The 19598-nt window shown below is 55.2% G+C and carries 16 protein-coding genes; 2 read left to right on the top strand and 14 right to left on the bottom strand.

Features of this window, described 5'->3' with window-relative positions; genetic code table 11:
• Positions 1–42: 42 nt before the first annotated feature.
• Positions 43–1299 carry a diguanylate cyclase gene (locus O5O45_RS30080; RefSeq protein WP_305902948.1) on the top strand — a complete coding sequence of 419 codons (1257 nt, stop codon included), beginning with the start codon at positions 43–45 and terminating at the stop codon, positions 1297–1299.
• A 15-nt stretch (positions 1300–1314) separates the two neighbouring features.
• On the opposite strand, the gene O5O45_RS30085 is transcribed toward O5O45_RS30080, so the two are convergent.
• Both O5O45_RS30085 and O5O45_RS30090 read right to left on the bottom strand, forming a co-directional pair.
• Entirely contained in the window at positions 1315–2205 is an 891-nt protein-coding gene (locus O5O45_RS30085) for a DMT family transporter (protein WP_305902949.1), read from the bottom strand.
• A 208-nt stretch (positions 2206–2413) separates the two neighbouring features.
• Complete coding sequence (locus O5O45_RS30090) at positions 2414–2923, bottom strand: GAF domain-containing protein (RefSeq protein WP_305902950.1); 510 nt, start codon at positions 2921–2923, stop codon at positions 2414–2416.
• 279 nt (positions 2924–3202) lie between these two features.
• Here O5O45_RS30090 and O5O45_RS30095 point away from each other — a divergent pair, with 279 nt between their 5' ends.
• A complete protein-coding gene (locus tag O5O45_RS30095; protein ID WP_305902951.1) occupies positions 3203–3721 on the top strand; it encodes a hypothetical protein in 519 nt (172 codons plus the stop codon).
• A 15-nt stretch (positions 3722–3736) separates the two neighbouring features.
• On the opposite strand, the gene O5O45_RS30100 is transcribed toward O5O45_RS30095, so the two are convergent.
• From O5O45_RS30100 to O5O45_RS30155, 12 genes are all read right to left on the bottom strand, one after another.
• Positions 3737–4018: a circadian clock KaiB family protein gene (locus O5O45_RS30100; RefSeq protein ID WP_305902952.1), complete on the bottom strand. Its 282-nt coding sequence runs from the start codon at positions 4016–4018 to the stop codon at positions 3737–3739.
• Positions 4002–7793, bottom strand: a complete 3792-nt coding sequence (locus tag O5O45_RS30105) for an EAL domain-containing protein (RefSeq protein WP_305902953.1) — start codon at positions 7791–7793, stop codon at positions 4002–4004. Before O5O45_RS30105 ends, O5O45_RS30100 begins: the two co-directional genes overlap by 17 nt.
• A 217-nt stretch (positions 7794–8010) precedes the next feature.
• A complete protein-coding gene (gene purD, locus O5O45_RS30110; RefSeq protein WP_305902954.1) occupies positions 8011–9309 on the bottom strand; it encodes a phosphoribosylamine--glycine ligase in 1299 nt (432 codons plus the stop codon).
• A gap of 91 nt (positions 9310–9400) precedes the next feature.
• Positions 9401–10978, bottom strand: coding sequence for a bifunctional phosphoribosylaminoimidazolecarboxamide formyltransferase/IMP cyclohydrolase (gene purH / locus O5O45_RS30115; RefSeq protein ID WP_305902955.1), 1578 nt, complete (start codon positions 10976–10978; stop codon positions 9401–9403).
• Between the two features lie 184 nt (positions 10979–11162).
• Positions 11163–11471, bottom strand: a complete 309-nt coding sequence (fis, locus tag O5O45_RS30120; protein ID WP_011399718.1) for a DNA-binding transcriptional regulator Fis — start codon at positions 11469–11471, stop codon at positions 11163–11165.
• A complete protein-coding gene (dusB, locus tag O5O45_RS30125; RefSeq protein ID WP_305902956.1) occupies positions 11468–12478 on the bottom strand; it encodes a tRNA dihydrouridine synthase DusB in 1011 nt (336 codons plus the stop codon). Before dusB ends, fis begins: the two co-directional genes overlap by 4 nt.
• A 255-nt stretch (positions 12479–12733) precedes the next feature.
• Complete coding sequence (locus O5O45_RS30130) at positions 12734–14077, bottom strand: DUF3426 domain-containing protein (RefSeq protein WP_305902957.1); 1344 nt, start codon at positions 14075–14077, stop codon at positions 12734–12736.
• 232 nt (positions 14078–14309) lie between these two features.
• Positions 14310–15188 carry a 50S ribosomal protein L11 methyltransferase gene (gene prmA / locus O5O45_RS30135; protein WP_305902958.1) on the bottom strand — a complete coding sequence of 293 codons (879 nt, stop codon included), beginning with the start codon at positions 15186–15188 and terminating at the stop codon, positions 14310–14312.
• A 14-nt stretch (positions 15189–15202) separates the two neighbouring features.
• Complete coding sequence (gene accC / locus O5O45_RS30140) at positions 15203–16543, bottom strand: acetyl-CoA carboxylase biotin carboxylase subunit (protein WP_305902959.1); 1341 nt, start codon at positions 16541–16543, stop codon at positions 15203–15205.
• Between the two features lie 91 nt (positions 16544–16634).
• Complete coding sequence (accB, locus tag O5O45_RS30145) at positions 16635–17090, bottom strand: acetyl-CoA carboxylase biotin carboxyl carrier protein (RefSeq protein WP_305906257.1); 456 nt, start codon at positions 17088–17090, stop codon at positions 16635–16637.
• Between the two features lie 16 nt (positions 17091–17106).
• Positions 17107–17550, bottom strand: coding sequence for a type II 3-dehydroquinate dehydratase (gene aroQ, locus O5O45_RS30150; RefSeq protein ID WP_127973487.1), 444 nt, complete (start codon positions 17548–17550; stop codon positions 17107–17109).
• Positions 17551–17891: 341 nt separating this feature from the next.
• Positions 17892–19508 (bottom strand): GGDEF domain-containing response regulator, encoded by a 1617-nt coding sequence (locus O5O45_RS30155; RefSeq protein WP_305902960.1) that lies wholly within the window; start codon positions 19506–19508, stop codon positions 17892–17894.
• Positions 19509–19598: the final 90 nt, after the last annotated feature.

Here is a 19598-nt window from a genome sequence, read left to right on the forward strand (position 1 = left end):
TTCCGACTCTCTTGGCGAGCAGCCGCAAAGATACACTCTGGCATGAATGAACGAATTCTTCTGATTGAAGACAGTGTGATGATCACAAAAGTGTTGCGTCACCTGATCAAGACCGAGCTTGGCCTGCCTTGCGATAGCGCAGGGACGCTGCAGGAGACTAAGGAGTTTCTGGAAAAAGATCCTGGCGCTTATTTCGTGACGGTGGTGGACCTGCATCTGCCTGACGCGCCCAATGGCGAGGTGCTGGATTACGTGCTTTCGAAAAAGCTGCCCTGTATCGTGCTCACCGCCACCTACGATGAAGGTAAGCGCGAGACTATCCTGCAAAAACCAATCGTTGATTACGTCGTCAAAGAAAGTCGTTATTCCTACGAGTACGTCACCCGTCTGATCCGCCGTTTGCTGCGTAATCGCAACATCAAAGTGGTGGTGGCGGATGATTCCGACACGTCGCGGCAGTACGTGCGGCAACTGCTGGGCACGCATCTTTATCAGGTGCAGCTGGCTAAACATGGGCGTGAAGCGTTGGAAATGATCAAGGCGGACCCGGAGATCAAAATGCTGATTTCCGATTATAACATGCCGGAAATGGATGGCTTCGAGCTAACTCGGGCGTTGCGCAGGGAATATGACAAGAAGGACCTGGTTATCATTGGTCTGTCAGGGTATGGCAGCGCCACGCTATCCGCCAAGTTCATCAAGAACGGCGCCAATGACTTTCTGATGAAGCCGTTTTTTCACGAGGAATTCCACTGTCGCATCATGCATAACATCGAAGCCATGGAGAATATTCAGGCTTTGAACAATGCGGCCAATCGGGATTATCTGACCGGTATGTATAACCGGCGCTACTTGTTTAGCGCCGCCAAGGAGCTGTATCGGGTCGCTAAGGAGAATGGCGAGCCGTTGACCGCGGCGATGATAGATGTCGACCACTTCAAACGCATCAATGACACCTATGGACACGAGGCTGGGGACCGCGCTATCTGCGCTTTCGCCGAGATGATAGGGGAAACCTTTGGAGATTTTCTGGCGGCTCGTTTTGGCGGCGAGGAATTCTGCGTGCTGTTTCCCGGCATGCGTATCGATAAAGTATCGCCAATGCTGGAGTCGTTCCGACACAAAGTCGAACAGACCCCTATCCCATTTCTTTCCGATCACCTGCGCCTGACGGTCAGCATCGGCGCCACGGATGTTCTGGGGGATTCACTGGACAATCTGATCCGGCGGGCGGACGTCCTGTTGTACGAGTCCAAGGACAACGGACGTAACCGCCTCACGACGGATGAAGATATTTAATCTCTCAGAGAGTTTTCAGGCCTTTGACAGCGCCGGCTTGCCCGCCATAGCGCCGCGTCGCGCCAAATACAGCCCGGCCACTACCAGCGCGACGCCCAAACCGGTCTGCAGAGTTAAGGGCTCGTCAAATAATAAGTAAGCCATAACTGCTGTGGTAGGCGGCGTCAGGTAGAGATACTGCGTCACTTTGGTGGCTTCGCCGATTTTCAGCATATACAGCCATAACAATACCGCCGCCAGCGATAGCACGAACACGGACCACATCCAGGCGCCGATAAAGTTGGGATTCCATTGCACCTCACGGCTTTCCAGCGTGAAGGCGGCGATCAGGAACATGATCAGCGCGGCGATATATTGCCATAAGCCCCCTGCGATCAGATCCGTCTTGCCGCCTTTGACTGACTGCCAAAGCGTTGATCCGGATATGCCCAGCAGGGCGATGATGCTGGCGCCCAGGCCTGAGCCGGTGATATGTCCGGATAGTTTTCCGCCTTGTAGCACCACTACGCCTAATCCCGCCAGTCCCAGCATCACGCCGATCCACTGTAAAGGGCGTAAGGGCGAGCCAATTCCCAAAGGCCAACTGACCAGTGCGGTCAGCAAAGGCTGCACGCCGACAATCAGAGCGACGATGCCTGCCGGCATGCCCGCCGCAATGGCGTAGAACACGCCGCCGAGGTAGAGACCATGAGTGCCGATGCCGGTAATCATCTGCTGGCGGCGCTGCTCGGCGTTAAGCCGCGGGCGCTTCATAGTGATCGCCAGGAGCGCGAATAGAGGCACAACCAGCAACATGCGCAGGCTAAGAAAGGTGAAGGGCTCGGCGTAAGGCAGGCCCCATTTGGCGCTGACGAACCCGGTCGCCCACAACAAGACAAAAAGATAAGGGATATAGGTGGCCTGCATGTTGTCTCTATCGCCGAAGCGGCATTAATTTATTGAATTGAGGATCTTTATTGTACGGGGAGCGTTAAATCGCCGATAAGCCACAGATTGTGCTCGTTTGCAGGGATACAGATTGTCGACGCAGATTCTGTTATGGCGGCGGTGAGGAGTACAGAAAGGACCTTTAGCAGCCCTCGGTTTAACCCCGAAGGCCTTGTGTTTCGCGGGCTCAGAACAAGGGGGACGGAGCCAGGGGGATCAGATCGGTCAGCAGCTCCGCCAAAAAGCGCTCATCGACGGCGTCGAAAGCGTCGATATGGTCGGAATCGATGTCGAGCACCGCGGCGACGTCGCCATTGGCGTTGAATAAAGGCAGCACGATTTCACTTTGCGTTGTGCTGGAGCAGGCGATATGGCCGGGAAACTTATTAACGTCCGGCACTAACTGTACTTTCTGTTCACGGGCGGCGGCGCCGCACACGCCGCGGCTGAACGGAATGGTAAGGCAGCCGTGGCCGCCCTGATAGGGGCCCACTTTCATTAACTCGTGAGCCACGACGCGGTAAAAACCGGTCCAGTGAAAATATTCGAAGCGATGATGAAGTTCGCAGACAACAGTGGAAAGAATCGCCGTCCAGTCCGTTTCTCCCTCAATCGCGTGACGGATCGCCCGCAGGGTGTGTTGGTAGTGAGCGGATTTTTCTTCCTCGGAGCTCAATAAAGGCAGGCTGTCATACATGGTTGTGCGTTCCCTGAGTAAAAACGCTCACTATCATAGCGGTTGCGTCGACGGCTTGGCCATAGCTTCTGTACCTTTGCGAAGCTCAAAGCATCGACGCCGGCACAGGAGAAAATTGCCCGAAATCAGATAAGTAGCGGAATGTCACTGAAATAGTCGCGGAATTCAGTATGATCTCGAAAAACGCCTACCGATGGCTTTTTGAGCGCAATGGCTATCCATAAAGCTTTCTAGAAAATCTATCTATAAGAACTGCCTACAAAGACTGCGAGGGATATTATGCTGAGACAACTGCTTTCGGGACTGGGGCTCGCGCTGATCTGCCTGGGATTGGCGGGATGCTGGGCCGGCGCTGCGGCGGTGGCGACGGATGTGGCTATCGTCAAACGCACGGAGCAAAAACATGACTTCGTCCATGCGGTGAAAGAGGGATACGCCAAATATCAGGAAGAATTCGAAAGGGTCGACTGCCCGCGCCAGCAGTACCGCATCAGCCCGGAAATCATTGAGTTCGTGAAAAGCCGGCCTCCTCATGGTCTCGATCAGGCGATTGAGCTGTTGCTGGACATATACAACGACAAGACCCAAACGGCGGATGTACGCTCCCACGCTTTGTATCACGTCGCCGTGGCTTATATGCGCCGTCGAGAGAGCAACCTGGATCTGGCCAAAGGCTATCTGCTGACGATAAAGGAAGAATTTCCTGGCACCCATGACTGCGTCATCGCCTATCTGCTGGCGGAAATCAAAGAGCGTAAAGCCTATCAGGAGCAGATGGACGCGTTGGAGGATGAGTAAGTTCCGACGCTGCGATTAGAGCGCGGCCAAATCTAGTAGTTCCAACACCCTGGCGCTGTCGGACAGGTCGCCAATAATGCGTCGACTTCCCCAGGCCAGGGTCGGCGTCGCCAGCACGGCGTCATGCTCGGCGGTCTGAGGGTTTTGATCGAGGTCGACGATGTGCAGAGCGCAGCGGCCCGCCAGTACATTTTCGCAAAGGTGACGGGCTGCGCGGATCGCATTCATTGATACTTTAGACGCGGATTGCACATAGAGCGTCAGCTCAAGCGGTGATGAGTCAGGCCCGGGCTGCATCGCTGACTCCGCTCGCTGTGTCCAACAGTCGCGTCTGGTGTTCTTTTTCGTATTGCTCAAAGGCTTCCGTCACGACTTGCTGTAGTTTGTCATCCTGCCAGGGCTTGGTAAGGAACTTGAATATCCAGCCTTTGTTTACCGCTTCTGTGATGGTCTCCATATCTACATAGCCGGTGAGAATCAGGCGGATTGCGTTGGGGTGCAGCTCTTTCACCCGATTCAGAAACTCGGTCCCTGACATGTCCGGCATACGCTGATCGGAGATAACGACCTGAATTGGAGTGCGCGCCATGATGTCAAACGCTTGCCGCGACGTGGTGGCGTGGAACACGTTGAACTGATGACGCAGCAATCGCTTGATGGCGCTACCCACGTTCATCTCGTCATCCAGCACCAGCAGGTTGCGGGCGGCGGTGGAAGGGGGAGGACGCACAGAGCGAATACGGGGGCTGGCGAGCAACGCTTCGATATTCGGCGCGCAGGCCGGTCGTCCCAGGAAAAAACCCTGGCCGACGTCACACCCCAGTCGTTGCAGATAGCGCAACTGAGCTTCCGTTTCGATGCCTTCCGCCACCACTTGCATATGCATGGTTCTAGCCATCGACATGACGGTGCGGGCGATGGAGGCGGTATTGGGGTCGGTAGTGATATCGCGGACGAAAGTGATATCAAGTTTGAGCCGGTCAAAGGAGAAACTGCGCAGATGGCTGAAGCTGGAATAACCGACGCCGAAGTCGTCCACCGCCAGTTTGAGTCCCTGTTCCTTCAAGATATTCAGACGCTCGCGCATTTCGTCCACGTTGCGCATGATGGCGCTTTCCGTCAGTTCGATCTCGATATGGCGACAGTCCACGCCGGTGTCAGTGAGAATGCTGTGCAGGGCGCTTTCGAAACGCGCCATGGTCAGTTGCTTCGCAGACAGGTTGATGGACATGGTCAATGGATGTGCGACCAAGTCAGACCAGGCTTTGGCTTGAACGCAGGCGGCGTGCAATACCCATTCTCCAATGGCGCCGATAAGACCGGTTTCCTCTGCAATGGGGATGAACTTTCCGGGCGGGATGTCGCCGAGCTCTGGTTCATGCCAGCGCAACAGCGCTTCGACGCCGGTGATGACGCCGCTACGCAGGTCAACTTGAGGCTGATATTCCAAATGAAACTGCTGTTTCTCCAAGGCGGCGCGCAGGCGCACTTCCAGATCCAGGCGCTCCATCGCGGTTTTGTTGAGGTCTTCAGTAAAGAAGTGGAAGCGGTTGCGGCCCTCTTCTTTGGCCAGATACATGGCGATATCCGCGTTTTTTATCAGGACTTCGGGGTGATCGCCATCCTGAGGGTAGATGCTGACGCCGATGCTGGCGGAAACCCGAATGTCGCGATGATCCAGTTGAATGGGCTGCGCGATCACATCCATAAGACGGGAAATGAAGCTGGCGACTTTCTCTGGCGGCGAGATATCTGGAAGTATGATGACGAACTCGTCGCCGCCATAGCGCACAACGGTATCGCTGGCGCGGGCCATGCCGGTGAGTCGCTTGGCGATTACCTTCAGCATGGCGTCGCCGGCGTTATGACCGAGGCTGTCATTGATCAATTTAAACTGGTCAATATCCAGAAATACAATCGCCACTTTGTGTTTGTTGCGGGCGGCGCGCCACAGCTCCTGACCCAGGCGGTCGCGCATCATGTTGCGGTTGGGCAGGCCGGTCAGGTCGTCATGGGTGGCCTGGTACTCCAGTTGTTCCTGATAATGCCGGCTTTCCGTGACGTCGTTGATCACGGCGACAAAATGGGTAAGCATGCGCCGGTCATCGTAGACTGGCGCAATATGCAGCTCATTCCAGAATTGTGAACCGTCTTTGCGTTTATTGCGCAACAGAACGCAGCCTTCCTCCCGGTTGCGAATCAGAAAGTGCAGAGATTCTCTGCGGCGCTCTTCATCAACATCGCTTTGTAGAAAAAACGGGCCCTTCCCCAACACTTCATCGCTGCTATATCCCGTAATACGCTCGAATGCGGGGTTGACATAGACCAGCGGCAGATCAGGGCGGCGCGCATTGAGAATCAGGATGCCGTTGGGGGTGGACTCTACTGCGCGATTGCGCAAGCGCAGCGATTCTTCCGCCTTTTCCCGGGCATGCCGGGTGCGCAGGGAGACAACACCGTAGTAGAGGTCATCCGCGAGCTGTTCAAGCAACTCAATCTCTTCATGGTCGAAAGCTTCCGCATATTCCGAATAAATGACCATGACCCCCAGCGTTTCGGGGGACTTGCCCACGGGTAAGGCGATCATGGACTGGCACAAGAGCGGGTTGTCCGTGTTGGCGGGGAGTCCATAGAGATCTGTCAGGTTATATTGCGTCACAGAGCTGTCCTCGCGAAGCGCGCGGATAACGGGATCATTCTCAGCCAGCGCCAGTCGCAGTCGCTCCTTCATCAATAAAAAGGGCGTCTCGTTTCCGGCCAATATGACATTGCCTGAGGTGTCCAGCCGCCCGTCATCGACCCATCCAAACCAGGCGGTTTGATGGCGACCCACGCCAACCAACTGACGACAGAAGGACTCAATTAAATGCCTTTCGTCATTCTCTCTGACCAAGTGGTGGTCGCAGGCGGTGAGCACCGCCAGCGTGCGGTTACGACGCTGCAACAGGTGTTCTCGTTTACGGTGATCCGTCACGTCATGCAAAGTAATCAGATGCGCCTGGATATCGTTCCAGGGTAACGGTTGCGCTCTCATTTCCGCGATACGCTTGCCGCCTCTGGGAAACTCGACTTCAGCGTAATCGCCTATCAGGCAAGGGAAGCCGAATGACTGACCGATCAACATCTCTTTGGGCTTGCCGAAAATACGCTCCGCCGCCGGGTTGGCGAAGCGAATGACGCCCGCGTCGTCAATCACCAGAATACTGTCCGCTTCAGCTGAAACGAGAGCGCCAAGCCGGTTTTCACTCTGGCGCAGCGCAACTTCATTTTGTTTTTGCTGACTGATATCCGTGACATAGATATTGGCGACTTTCTCCCGAGAGGAGGACGGTCGGTCGCAGGATAGAGTCAGAAGAAAGTGTCGATTGTTGCGCTCCAGCTCCAGCGTCGCCGTGTCTCCTGATTTGATCACCTTGTGCAGGGCGGCGGACCAGGATGAGGGAATCGATTCGCCGATGGCGGTTCCCCACAGCTTGAGAAATTCCGCCGCAGCGTAATTGACGTAGATAATCGCTCCATTGCTGGTTGCGCGCATGATCGGGTGGGGGCTTAAGGTCGCCAGACTGGCCATGGAGCCTATCTGTTCATTGGTTTCCCGGCTGTCAGTGATGTCGCGACCGATGGATTGAAACTCCAGCAGTCGCCCTTGTGAGTCAAAAATCCCTCGGTCCGTCCAAAGCAACCATCGCTGGGCTCCGCGCCCGTCGATAACTCTGCGTTCTTGCTGGCTGACAGGGGAGGACTGAGTAATCCGGCGCATTTGTTCATGAATCACGTTGCGTTCTTCAGGGGGCGACAAGGTGAAGATCGATTTTCCAATCAAGGCGTCTCTGGAAGACCCGAAGTAGCGGCAATATTGCGAATTCACATAAGTGATGGTTCCGTCCGGTTTCCAGCGGCATATCAATTCGGGAATGTCGTCGAGGATGTACTGAAATCGGGCTTCATGAGGAACGGCGAGAAAGGGACCTTTTATGGCGCGCCGCCCGCTGGGAAGGGCTTTGTCAGATCTGGGCCCGGCGTGGGCCTGCGGTTGGCGCAGACGCCCGCTGTTCCTTGTATTTTTCGGCATCCATCTTGGTCCTTATAAGCCCTGAAATCTCTCAGTCGGTCTCAAAAGAATAGGTCAGCTTACTCAATATATCCAAGGCTCACGGGCGTGAAAAATGAGCCGGCGGCCCCGTTGTTATGCGAATGCGGCAGGAGTATTCGTTAAGTGGCGGAAAACGTGACGGATTTATAAATGAAGGGATTCGGCGGCGAGTTTTCGCCGCCGAAAAAAGTGGGAATCAGGCGTTTTTGTTTGCCTGCTCCCGGGCGATAGCGCGGTAAGCGATATCTTTGCGGTAGTACATGTCCAGCCAGTCGATGCGGGCGACCTGTTCATACGCTTTACGTTGCGCTTCGGTGACATCCGCGCCCAAGGCGGTGGCGCACAGTACGCGTCCACCCTGGGTGACGACTTGGCCGTCGCGCAGGGTCGTGCCGGCGTGAAATACTTTGGCGTCAGCCCGGTCTGCGTTCTCCAGTCCGGAGATTACGGCGCCTTTCGCATAGCTGTCCGGATATCCGCCGGCGGCCAACACTACGCCCACGGCGGCGCGCGCGTCCCACTCCGAGGTTTTGCTGTCCAGCGCGCCTTGAGTGGCGGCGATGCACAGTTCAACCAAATCTGACTGCATGCGCATCATGATGGGTTGGGTTTCAGGGTCGCCGAAACGGCAGTTGTACTCAATGACTTTAGGCGCGCCATCCGCGCCGATCATCAAGCCAGCGTACAGGAAGCCCACGTAATCGTTGCCTTCCTGCGCCATGCCCTGCACGGTGGGATAAATCACTTCGCGCATGACGCGCTCATGGACGCTGTCAGTGACGACTGGCGCGGGAGAATAAGCGCCCATGCCGCCGGTATTGGGACCAGTGTCGCCGTCGCCGACGCGTTTGTGATCCTGACTGGTGGCCATAGGCAACACGTGTTTACCGTCCACCATCACGATGAAACTGGCTTCTTCGCCTTCCAGAAATTCTTCAATCACCACGCGGTGCCCTGCGTCGCCGAATTTGGCGTCAGCCAGCATATCACGCACTGCGTCTTCCGCTTCTTCCAGCGTCATCGCGACAATAACGCCTTTGCCTGCGGCAAGGCCGTCCGCTTTCACCACGATCGGAGCGCCCTGTTCGCGCAGGTAGGCGAGAGCGGGCTCAATCTCAGTGAAGCTCTGATAGGCGGCGGTAGGAATATTGTGGCGAGCCAGAAAATCTTTGGTGAAGGCCTTTGAGCCCTCCAGTTGCGCGGCGCCCTGAGAGGGGCCGAAGATGCGCAAACCTTCCGCCTGGAAGCGGTTTACAACACCCGCCACCAATGGGGCTTCTGGACCAACGATAGTGAGCTCCACCTGGTTGTCTTTGGCGAAGGCAATCAGCGCATCGAAGTCGAGCACATCAATCGCCACATTTTCCAGTTTGGGTTCCAGAGCTGTGCCGGCGTTACCTGGCGCGACAAATACGGTGTTTACATAATCCGCCTGCGCCGCTTTCCAGGCCAGGGCGTGTTCCCGGCCGCCGCTGCCGATGACCAAAACATTCATCTGTTTGCTCCACATTTGCGAGCGGAGCCTGACGCTCCGCGGTAATTGGGGTTTAGCGGCTACTCGGACGCTGGTAGCCGCTGGTGCGGAATTAGTGTCGGAAATGGCGCATGCCGGTGAACACCATGGCGATGCCGTGTTCATTGGCTGCGTCGATCACTTCCTGATCGCGCATTGAGCCGCCGGGCTGAATGATCGCCGTAATGCCGGCCGCCGCCGCTGCGTCAACGCTGTCCCGGAACGGGAAGAAGGCGTCTGACGCCATGACCGAGCCTTTGACTTCCAGGTTCTCATCCGCTGCTTTGATACCTGCGATCTTGGCGCTGTATACGCGGCTCATCTGGCCGGCGCCGATGCCGATCGTGCGTCCGCTCTTGGCGTAAACAATGGCGTTGGATTTTACGAACTTGGCGACTTCCCAGGCGAACAGCAGGTCGTTCAGTTCCTGTTCCGTGGGCGCGCGATCCGTCACCATTTTCAGCGCATCCATATTCACCATGCCCAGATCGCGGTCCTGCACCAGCAGGCCGCCAGTGACGCGCTTGAAGTCGAACGCGCTGAGGCGTTCGCCCTGGAACTCTCCGCATTCCAGCACCCGGACATTGGTCTTGGCGGACAGTGCTGCACGGGCTCCCTCGCTGACTTTGGGGGCGATGATCACCTCAACGAACTGGCGGGAAATGATCGCCTCAGCGGTGTCGGCGTCCAGCTCGCGGTTAAAGGCGATAATGCCGCCGAAAGCGGAGGTGGGGTCCGTCGCATAGGCCAGTTCGTAGGCTTGCTTGATGTCTACGCCAATGGCGACGCCGCAAGGATTGGCGTGCTTGACGATAACGCAGGCGGCGTCGGCGAATGGCTTCACGCACTCCAGCGCAGCGTCGGTGTCTGCGATGTTGTTATAGGACAGCTCTTTGCCCTGCAACTGAGTGGCGGTGGAGACAGAGGCCTCGCGCGCATTCGCTTCTACATAAAAGGCGGCGCTTTGGTGAGGATTTTCCCCATAACGGAGATCCTGCTTCTTAATAAACTGCTGATTGAGGGTGCGAGGATAAGCGCTCTCTTCGCTCTGAACCTTCAGGCCGAGATAATTGGCGATGGCTCCGTCGTAGGCGGAAGTGTGTTCAAACGCTTTGACGGCGAGATCAAAGCGGCGAGAGAAAGCCAGGGCGCCGCCATTTGCCTGCAACTCGGCGACAATGTCGTTGTAATCGGAAGGATTAACCACAATCGCTACATCTTTATGGTTTTTCGCCGCAGAACGCACCATTGTCGGCCCGCCGATGTCGATGTTCTCAATCGCATCTTCCAGCGAGCAATTAGGGCGTGCGATGGTGGCTTCGAAAGGATAGAGATTGACGACCACCAGATCGATCTGCGCGATGCCGTGCTCCGTCATCACCGCGTCGTCCTGACCGCGACGGCCCAGAATGCCGCCGTGTACTTTGGGGTGCAATGTTTTCACTCGCCCGTCCATCATTTCCGGGAAACCGGTGTAGTCAGAAACTTCACGCACCGGGACGGATTCCTGCTGCAATAATTTATACGTACCGCCGGTGGACAGGATTTCCACGCCGAGATCAGCCAGGGACTTGGCGAATTCGACGATGCCGGATTTATCGGAAACGCTGATGAGCGCTCGTTTGATCTTCACATTATCTGGGCTGGACATGATAAGTTGATCTCTTGCCTTAGTGCAGAATTATCAGGGTCAGTTACCGAAACGCCAACAGACCCTAGCGTAAAAAAGCTTAGCCTGTTGTGCAAAAAACAAAAGAGGGCTCTTGTGCCGGACATTTCAGAGTTGGATGAGAAATGTCGGCGAGCCCTCTTTTAAAAGATGTGTGATTCAGCGATTACAGTAGGTCGTACTGCTTCAGCTTCTTGCGCAGCGTGCCGCGGTTCAAGCCCAGCAGGACAGAAGCCTTGGTTTGGTTATTGCGGGTGTATTTCAGCACCTGCTCAAGCAGGGGAGCTTCAACTTCGGAAAGCACCATTTGATAGACGTCTTTGACGGGAGCTCCGTCCAGTTGCGCGAAATAGTTCGCCAGCGCTTGATCAACGCTATCGCGCAAAGTCATGGTTTGAGTGGCCGACTGCTCCACGGTCAGTAATTTATTAGCTCCAGAACCGGTTTCTGTTGTAACGATAGATTCTGTAGTCATGCGGCTTTTTCCTCTCCTTCAATACTCAGATGCTCAAAAAAGTGATGGAGTTCATCCAGCTGCGCTTGAGCATCGTTTAAACGATTAAATTGTGACTTGAAAATGGCCCCAATATTTGCGGTTTGCAGATACCAGCCCACATGCTTGCGTGCGATGCGGACGCCTTGGTAGTCACCATAAAACTCGTGTAACGCTTTAATATGACCGATGAGTATCTGCTTAATCTCATCCATTGGCGGTTCCGGTAAGCGCTCTCCGGTAGCGATAAAGTGTTCGATTTCACGGAAAATCCAGGGACGTCCCTGGGCTCCTCTGCCGATCATCAATGCGTCGACGCCGGTGTAATCCAACACATGCCTGGCTTGTTCAACACAGGTAATATCGCCGTTGGCCACCACCGGAATGGATACGCTTTGCTTGATCTCAGCTATAGTGTCGTACTCCGCCGTTCCCTCGTATTTGCACTCGCGGGTTCTGCCGTGCACAGCGAGCGATTGTATGCCGCAATCTTCCGCAATGCGGGCGACAGTCACCCCGTTCCGGCTTTGCCGGCTCCATCCGGTACGTATTTTCAGTGTCACCGGCACAGAGACAGCGCTTACCACAGCCGTCAATATATCTTTCACCAGGGCTTCATCTCTTAACAAAGCTGAGCCTGCCGCTTTGTTACAGACCTTTTTTGCGGGACAACCCATGTTGATATCGATGATTTGCGCGCCATGTTCGACGTTGTATCTCGCCGCTTCGGCCAACATCTCCGGCTCAGCGCCGGCGATTTGCACCGCAATGGGCTCGCCTTCGCCGTCGTGATCCATACGTAATCTGGATTTTCGGGTATCTCGCAGATCCGGATTCGCAGCCATCATTTCCGACACTGCGAGGCCTGCGCCCAGACTACGGCACAGCAGCCTGAAGGGGCGGTCGGTCACTCCAGCCATCGGGGCCAGTATCAAATTGTTACGCAACTCATAGGGTCCAATTTTCACGGCCGCTTCCGCTCTGGTCATAAGAAATGACTAAAAAGTGTTCGCCCTGGATAGGGGTGCCTATGATACTCAGATGATGAATGACGGGAAAGACTTGAAATTTTAAAAATAGAGTATTTTTTATCCCAAATCTCAATATGTTGGTTATTCGTTAATCATAACGACGAGGCGTATAGGTTAAATGGCCTATTTGTAGAACTTGGCCATCGAGTCAAGTCCAAATTGCGCTTGTTTGTATCGGCTCTTGTCTCAATGGCGCGCCCCTTCCGGGCCTTCCTATTGGGAGGGCGCCGGACCAGATAGGGCAGAGATGAAGTCGAGTGTGTAATTGACCGCCTGCTTGCCGGGGTCAAGGATTTCCAAAGTAATATGGACGGGCGCGCTCGGCGGCATCTGAGTCATGTCCTTCGCCTCGCCGGACAGATACTCAAGCGGCGTGAAGATGCGATGGGCAATGACATTGTTGTTAATGTCTGAAAAGTTCAGCGAAATGTTTGGGAAGGGCTGCGCAAAACTGGCTTGATTGGTGATGATGGCGTCAATGATCAGCGCCTTGTTAACCAAGGGGTGACTGCGCACCACTAGGTTCTGACTACGAATCTGGCCAACATCATATAAAGAAGGCAGGGTGCAGCCAATGACTTCGCATGCCTTGGCGTACCAGGGGCGCAGTTGGTCGTAGCGGGCCAGTTTATCGAAATGGAACCAGGCCAACTGTGAAACCAGGAACACCACCAACAACAGATTGGCGAAGGTCCACATGATTTTACTTAAAACGCCGGGTGACGCTTTTTGCTCATATGAGTGGTCGATGCTGATCGGTTCTGCGCGTAACCCATGGAACTGGGAGGGGGGCTCCGCGTGCATGGGTGTCTCAAACTCGGGATAGCTCTCATATTCCGGCTCTGGCTCCGGCGCAGCAGGGACTGGCGCGGGCTCTGGTTTGGGCGGCGGCGGAGGGTCGACTTTTAGCGCTTCTTTGGGAGCTGCCTTTTTAACATCTTGCTTTGCTTCCTGAACGGGGGGAGGGGGAGGCGCCTGTCCTGGGCGCTCCAACTCACGCAACATCTGTTCAGCCCAGCTTTCGTCAGTGGTTTCCTCTTCTTCCGTTTCTTCAGGCGTTTCGAATTCGCGCTTGGCGCTGGAGCCGCCTCGGTCAAGCTCCCTGAAGCTGTCGCTCAACTCGCTCTGATCGAACATGCCGCCGGAGTAGCCCTCGTCGTGCTTGTCCTCTTCCGGATTATCCTGAAATATGAATTCATCATCATCGTCTCCCGCTGCGACCAGCGCGTCGGTCAGATCGCCAAGATCGTCGTCCGGGTCCATCGCTGTGAGTGGAGTAATAACTGAAGATGAGGCCTTTGCCGCGCTTTCTTTTATACCGCGCTCTACTTTGGGTTTCGTCGCTGGCTTGGGAGCGGAAGAAACTGTCGCTGGTCTGGGCGGCGGCGCTTTAACGGGAGTCGGGTCCACATGCGCGGGAGCGCTGTCAGACATCAAATGCTCCGCTGCGTTGAATACCTTCATGCAAGCGCCGCATCTTACTTTGCCATGGGCGGCTTGCAGCTGTTTATCAGTAACCCTGAAACTTGCAGCGCAATGTGGGCAGCGAGTGAGCAAAACGCCTCCTGGAGAAAACTGCGTCAGTAGTTAAATGTAGACCAACTCTATGTTAAGGGTGTTACTGCAAATGGGGCGCCGAGATTGTCGCACATTCGCAAAGTTGTTTAAAAATGAATGAATTGTTCCCTATTTGCAAGAGCAACCTTGCGCTCCATTGTCGCCTAGCGAAGGGGGGCTGTCTATCACGGGAGTGGCTAACCGGCGCCTTGAAAAAACGCCGGATTGGAGATCAATAAGGCAGGCGTCTGCCGCTGATCAGGACCCAGTCCTCTTTGTACTCGGTGGGATCCAGTTCGAAGTAATTTCGATACGCTTCCGCCACGGCTTCTTCCTGATCTTTCAGTATGCCGGACAGGGCGATGGAGCCGCCGGGCAGGGTAAGAGCCGCCAGTTTGGGCGCCAGGCTGATCAAGGGATTGGCCAGGATATTGGCGATAACGACTTCCGCCTGCATCTCTGGCATTTGTTCCGGGAAGTGCAGAGTCAGACCTTCGCTGACGCTGTTGCGCTCGGCGTTGTCGCGGCTGGCTTCCAGGGCTTGTGGATCGATATCCGTGCCGGTGGCGTGGTCCGCGCCCAGCAATAAGGCTGCGATGGCGAGCACGCCGGAACCGCAGCCAAAGTCGATAACCTGTTTACCTTGCAGCTTCTGGCTATCCAGCCATGTGAGGCAAAGCGCGGTTGTAGGGTGAGTGCCGGTGCCAAAAGCCAGGCCGGGGTCGAGCAATAAATTGACCCCGTTTGGATCTTCGGGCTCTCCCCAGCTTGGGCAAATCCAAAGCCGGGAGCCAAAGCGCATGGGGTGGAAGTGGGTCATCCACTCCCTTTCCCAGTCACGATCTTCAATGACTTCGCACTCTATATCCGCCGCGGCAATCTGATTGCGCTCTAGCTGCTCACGGACCATTTCTGCGCTGGTGTCGGCGCTGAAAAGCGCGACGACCTGAGTGTTGCGCCACAGGGGCGTGGTTCCAAGGTCAGGCTCAAGGACGGGATCGTCGGCGGCGTCGAGCATAGTGACGGAGAGGGCGCCAAGGCCCTCGAAAATCTGCTCCAGAGCGGCCGCCCCGGCTTCATCAGTTAAGACTTTTACTTGTAACCAGGACACCTGTGTTCCTCAAATCAAGCTTTTAACAGCTTTTCCAGATAGTGAATGGTGTACTCCATACGGCGTACGCCTGCGTCGGTCACTAACCGGCGATGCAGAGGAATATTGGTTTTGATGCCTTCCACCAGCATTTCGTCCAGAGCATTGTTCATGCGATCCAGTGCGTTGTTGCGGTTGGAGCCCCAGCAAATCACCTTGCCGATCAGTGAGTCATAATAAGGGGGAACCTTATATCCGCTATATAAATGGGAGTCAACACGCACGCCGTTGCCGCCTGGCGCATGGTAATGCGTCACGGTTCCGGGGCTGGGAGTGAAGGTGCGTGGATCTTCCGCGTTGATGCGGCACTCAATGGCGTGACCGCGGAACTGGATGTCTTCCTGCTTGATGGACAGAGGCATGCCGGAGGCGATGCGCAACTGCTCTTTGACGATATCGACGCCAGTGATCATCTCTGATACGGGGTGCTCAACCTGAACGCGCGTATTCATCTCAATGAAGTAAAAACGTCCGTCCTGGTACAGGAACTCGAACGTTCCGGCGCCACGGTAGCCGATATCCAGACAGGCCTGCACACAGGCGTTCAGTGTGGCGGCGCGGGCTTCAGGATCGACGTCCGGAGCCGGGGCTTCCTCCAGTACTTTCTGGTGGCGGCGCTGCAGAGAGCAGTCGCGGTCGCCCAGGTGGATAACGTTGCCTTGTCCGTCAGCCAGCACCTGTACTTCAATGTGGCGGGGACGGTCGAGAAACTTCTCCAAATAGACAGTGGGGTCGCCAAAAGCGGCCTTGGCTTCGCTTTGCGTCAGCTGGATAGCGTTCAGCAACGCCGCTTCGCTATTGACCACTTGCATGCCGCGTCCACCGCCGCCGGAAGCGGCTTTGATGATGACTGGGTAGCCAATTTTACGAGCGACTTCCAGCGTGCGTTCTTTGTCTTCAGTGATGGAGCCGTCGGAGCCTGGCACTGTCGGCACGCCCGCTTTGCGCATGGCCTGGATGGCGGAAACTTTGTTGCCCATCAGGCGAATGGTGTCCGGCTTGGGACCGATAAAGACGAAGCCGCTTTTCTCCACCTGCTCGGCGAAATCGGCGTTTTCCGCCAGAAAGCCGTAGCCTGGGTGAATGCCAACGCTGTCAGTGACTTCCGCAGCGCTGATAATAGCGGGAATATTCAGGTAGCTGTCCGTGGGGCTGTTCGGGCCGATGCAGACGGATTCGTCCGCCAGTCGTACATGCATCAGGTCGCGATCCACGCTTGAGTGCACCGCTACGGTATTAATGCCCAACTCTTTACAGGCGCGCAGGATGCGTAACGCAATTTCGCCTCGATTGGCGATAAGCACTTTTTCCAACATGGTAGGAGTACCCTAAAAAAACATTGCCGTCCGGCTTGCGCCGGAATGATCAGGATGTCCCGCTGGGCGGGAAGAGCCCGGATAGGGGCTCTTAAACAATCGAGAACAGCGGCTGGTCGAACTCCACCGGTTGTCCGTTTTCCACCAGAATGGCTTCAATCGTGCCGGACTTGTCCGCTTCAATCTGGTTCATCATCTTCATTGCTTCGACGATGCACAGTACGTCGCCTGCTTTGACGGTTTGTCCAACTTCAGCGAACACTGGCGCGGAGGGCGATGGGGCGCGGTAGAAGGTGCCAACCATAGGCGACTTGACCAGATGACCATTATATTGAGGGCCGGCGTCGACTTCCGCCGCAGGAGCCGCAGCGGCGACAGGTGCGGCGGCCGGACGGGCTTCCACTGTCGCAGAAGAAACGTATACAGGCTCGGCGCCAGCCAAACGGCGGCTGATGCGTACGGAATCATCGCCTTCTTTAATTTCGATTTCGGCGATGTCTGACTCTTCAATCAGTTCAATTAGCTTTTTTACTTTTCTGATATCCATCATAGGCTCTCGTAATTTATTTTCCGGTAATCTTTGAAAAGGCGGCCTGTAAAGCGAGTTCGTAACTCTGGCTGCCGAATCCGCATATCACACCGACGGCGACATCGGAGAAATAGGAGTGGTGGCGGAACGCCTCACGGGCGTGCACATTGGACAAGTGCGTCTCAATAAAAGGGATGCCTACGCCGAGAAGGGCGTCACGTAGCGCCACGCTGGTATGGGTAAAGGCCGCTGGATTGATAATGATGAAATCCACGCCTTCTTTCTTGGCTTCATGGATGCGATCAATCAATTCGTATTCTGCATTGCTTTGCAGCGTCAGCAGATGGTGGCCTGCCTGCCTGGCGATTTCCGTCAGGCGGAAATTAATATCGTCCAAGGTTTCTGCGCCATAAATTTCCGGTTCGCGCGTTCCCAATAAGTTCAAATTAGGGCCGTGCAACACTAGAATGCTTGCCATGGCGTCTTGTCCTTATATGTCGGATATTTAAGGTGTAATAAAAGCAAGATTTCGGAAGTTTGACTCTTTTGTCTACTATATTCAAGCAGATTGCCGCACTTTGCGGTCATACTTTGGTAGTAGCGCAGCGTCTGCGAAAATGGATGCGTTTTTCCCAGAAAAAACAGGGCGTTCGCGTACTTGGCGGGAACTATTATGTCGCCGTCATGATGGCGGCGACAGTGGCAATTTAACCCAGTCCTGTGAACTATTTTTGATACTTCGGTTTAAAACACAATAAGCGCATTGTTGTAGGCGGTTTCCACGATAGCTGGAAACCGGTGAGTTCAGAGCCTTTGAGCTTATCTGAACACTTTCACGCAGTTCCGGCCGGCGTGTTTGGCTTCATAAAGCGCTTTATCCGCCTTCTGCGCCAGCACCTGCTGAGTGTTGCCAGCCTGATAAGCGGCGATACCGCAGCTGAACGTCACTTTGAACGTGTCGCTCTCGGTGGGGTGCATGAGCTCTCCGAAACGTTCACGAATGTCGTTCATCATATTTTTTGCGTCGCACTCGTCTGTATTGGGGAGCACGACGGCGAACTCTTCTCCGCCGTAACGGCCAATATGGTCGGTCTTTCGCAGTCGCTGTTTAAGGAATAGCGACATACTCTTTAACACTCTGTCGCCAACGGGGTGGCCATGAGTGTCGTTAATGCGTTTGAAGTAGTCGATGTCCATCATGGCGAAGCTGAGCGGTTCGCGGGTCTGATTGGCCTTGTTGATCTCCATGCTGAGCAGATTCAGCGTATGGGTGTGATTGTAGAGTCCAGTCAGGCTGTCGCGGATCATCATGGCGTGCAATGTGCGCGCTCGCCGCCCACGGTTGTGAATAGTGGCGATCAGATGCCGGGGATTGATCGGCTTCACCAGGAAATCGTCGCCGCCAAGGCTCATCGCGTGCAACTGCTTGTTGATGTCATCTTCCGCGGACAGATAAATAATGGGGACGCTGACGAACTTGTCCTGCTGGCGGATCACTTTAGCCAGCTCAGTTCCTGTGCAGCCCGGCATGTACATGTCCATGATGATGATCTCGGGAGAGAACTCATCCAGAGCAATCAAAACCTGCATTGGGTCGGTGATGATCTTGGCGGTCATGCCCGCTTTGCGCAGGGTGCTCTCCATAAACGCAGCCTGGGCTCTGGAGTCGTCCACCACCATGATGCGATAGGGCTCATGGGCGCTGGAGCGAGTGTAAGTCTCCACTTTCTCGATAAGTTGCGCCGCGTCCAGGGTGCGTTCAACAAATTCTTCACCTCCGCAACGCGCAGCTTCCAGGCGGGTCTTGATATCGCCCTCACGAGGGCAGATAAACATGACCGGAATGGGCGTCTCATGATTGGCCTGGATGCGTTTGATCAGCTCGATCCCGGCATTTTTCTCGCCGCCAAAATCCACGTCGACAATCATGGTTTCAGGTTTATTCTTCTGAGTCGCCGCCTGCAGGGTGTCGTGAGAGGAATACAATTCACCACGGAAGCCAAAAAACTGCATTTGCTGCGCGATGCGCTGCGCCAGATCTTTTTGATTTAAGGCCAAATAGATTGGTGAGCGCAGATAAGTCCGGTTGGCGCTGCTGTCGGTGCGATCGGTTTTGCGTTGGGTGACAGTCGCCAGTTGCATGACCTGCTGCTCCACCGCGAGGATATCCGCAGTAGTGACGGGGGTTTTGCGCAGGCTGATGCTTTTGAGGCTGGTATTGATCGACTGTGCGATGCACAGGTGATCCGTCATGTCGAAACGGGCTGCGTAACGGCCCAATTTATCGGTTGCAAGCTGGAAATCGGAAAACCATTGTTTGTCCTGCCAGTTCCTTTGCTTCAACTGTTGCCATGCTTCCAGGACAATGCGCGCCTGCGTCGTTACACGGCCGGCAAAGTGCTGCTTGAGTTTGTCCCGTTGACTTTCTATGGTCATAGAGAGGGTAAATCCGCTTCCATTAGTGGTTGCAACCAGTTTGTCTTTCTTCTATGCGCCTGATTTACAAGTACAAAATTCAAGCCAGGA

This window comes from Hahella sp. HNIBRBA332, assembly GCF_030719035.1.
Lineage (GTDB): Bacteria > Pseudomonadota > Gammaproteobacteria > Pseudomonadales > Oleiphilaceae > Hahella.

Coding starts and splice junctions, on each gene's coding strand:
- fis (WP_011399718.1), bottom strand. CDS start 11,471: ATGACTACAGAATCTATCGTTACAACAGAAACCGGTTCTGGAGCTAAT.
- O5O45_RS30085 (WP_305902949.1), bottom strand. CDS start 2,205: ATGCAGGCCACCTATATCCCTTATCTTTTTGTCTTGTTGTGGGCGACC.
- O5O45_RS30155 (WP_305902960.1), bottom strand. CDS start 19,508: ATGACCATAGAAAGTCAACGGGACAAACTCAAGCAGCACTTTGCCGGC.
- O5O45_RS30080 (WP_305902948.1), top strand. CDS start 43: ATGAATGAACGAATTCTTCTGATTGAAGACAGTGTGATGATCACAAAA.
- O5O45_RS30100 (WP_305902952.1), bottom strand. CDS start 4,018: ATGCAGCCCGGGCCTGACTCATCACCGCTTGAGCTGACGCTCTATGTG.
- accC (WP_305902959.1), bottom strand. CDS start 16,543: ATGTTGGAAAAAGTGCTTATCGCCAATCGAGGCGAAATTGCGTTACGC.
- O5O45_RS30105 (WP_305902953.1), bottom strand. CDS start 7,793: ATGCCGAAAAATACAAGGAACAGCGGGCGTCTGCGCCAACCGCAGGCC.
- dusB (WP_305902956.1), bottom strand. CDS start 12,478: ATGACCAGAGCGGAAGCGGCCGTGAAAATTGGACCCTATGAGTTGCGT.
- O5O45_RS30095 (WP_305902951.1), top strand. CDS start 3,203: ATGCTGAGACAACTGCTTTCGGGACTGGGGCTCGCGCTGATCTGCCTG.
- purD (WP_305902954.1), bottom strand. CDS start 9,309: ATGAATGTTTTGGTCATCGGCAGCGGCGGCCGGGAACACGCCCTGGCC.
- O5O45_RS30090 (WP_305902950.1), bottom strand. CDS start 2,923: ATGTATGACAGCCTGCCTTTATTGAGCTCCGAGGAAGAAAAATCCGCT.
- purH (WP_305902955.1), bottom strand. CDS start 10,978: ATGTCCAGCCCAGATAATGTGAAGATCAAACGAGCGCTCATCAGCGTT.
- aroQ (WP_127973487.1), bottom strand. CDS start 17,550: ATGGCAAGCATTCTAGTGTTGCACGGCCCTAATTTGAACTTATTGGGA.
- accB (WP_305906257.1), bottom strand. CDS start 17,090: ATGGATATCAGAAAAGTAAAAAAGCTAATTGAACTGATTGAAGAGTCA.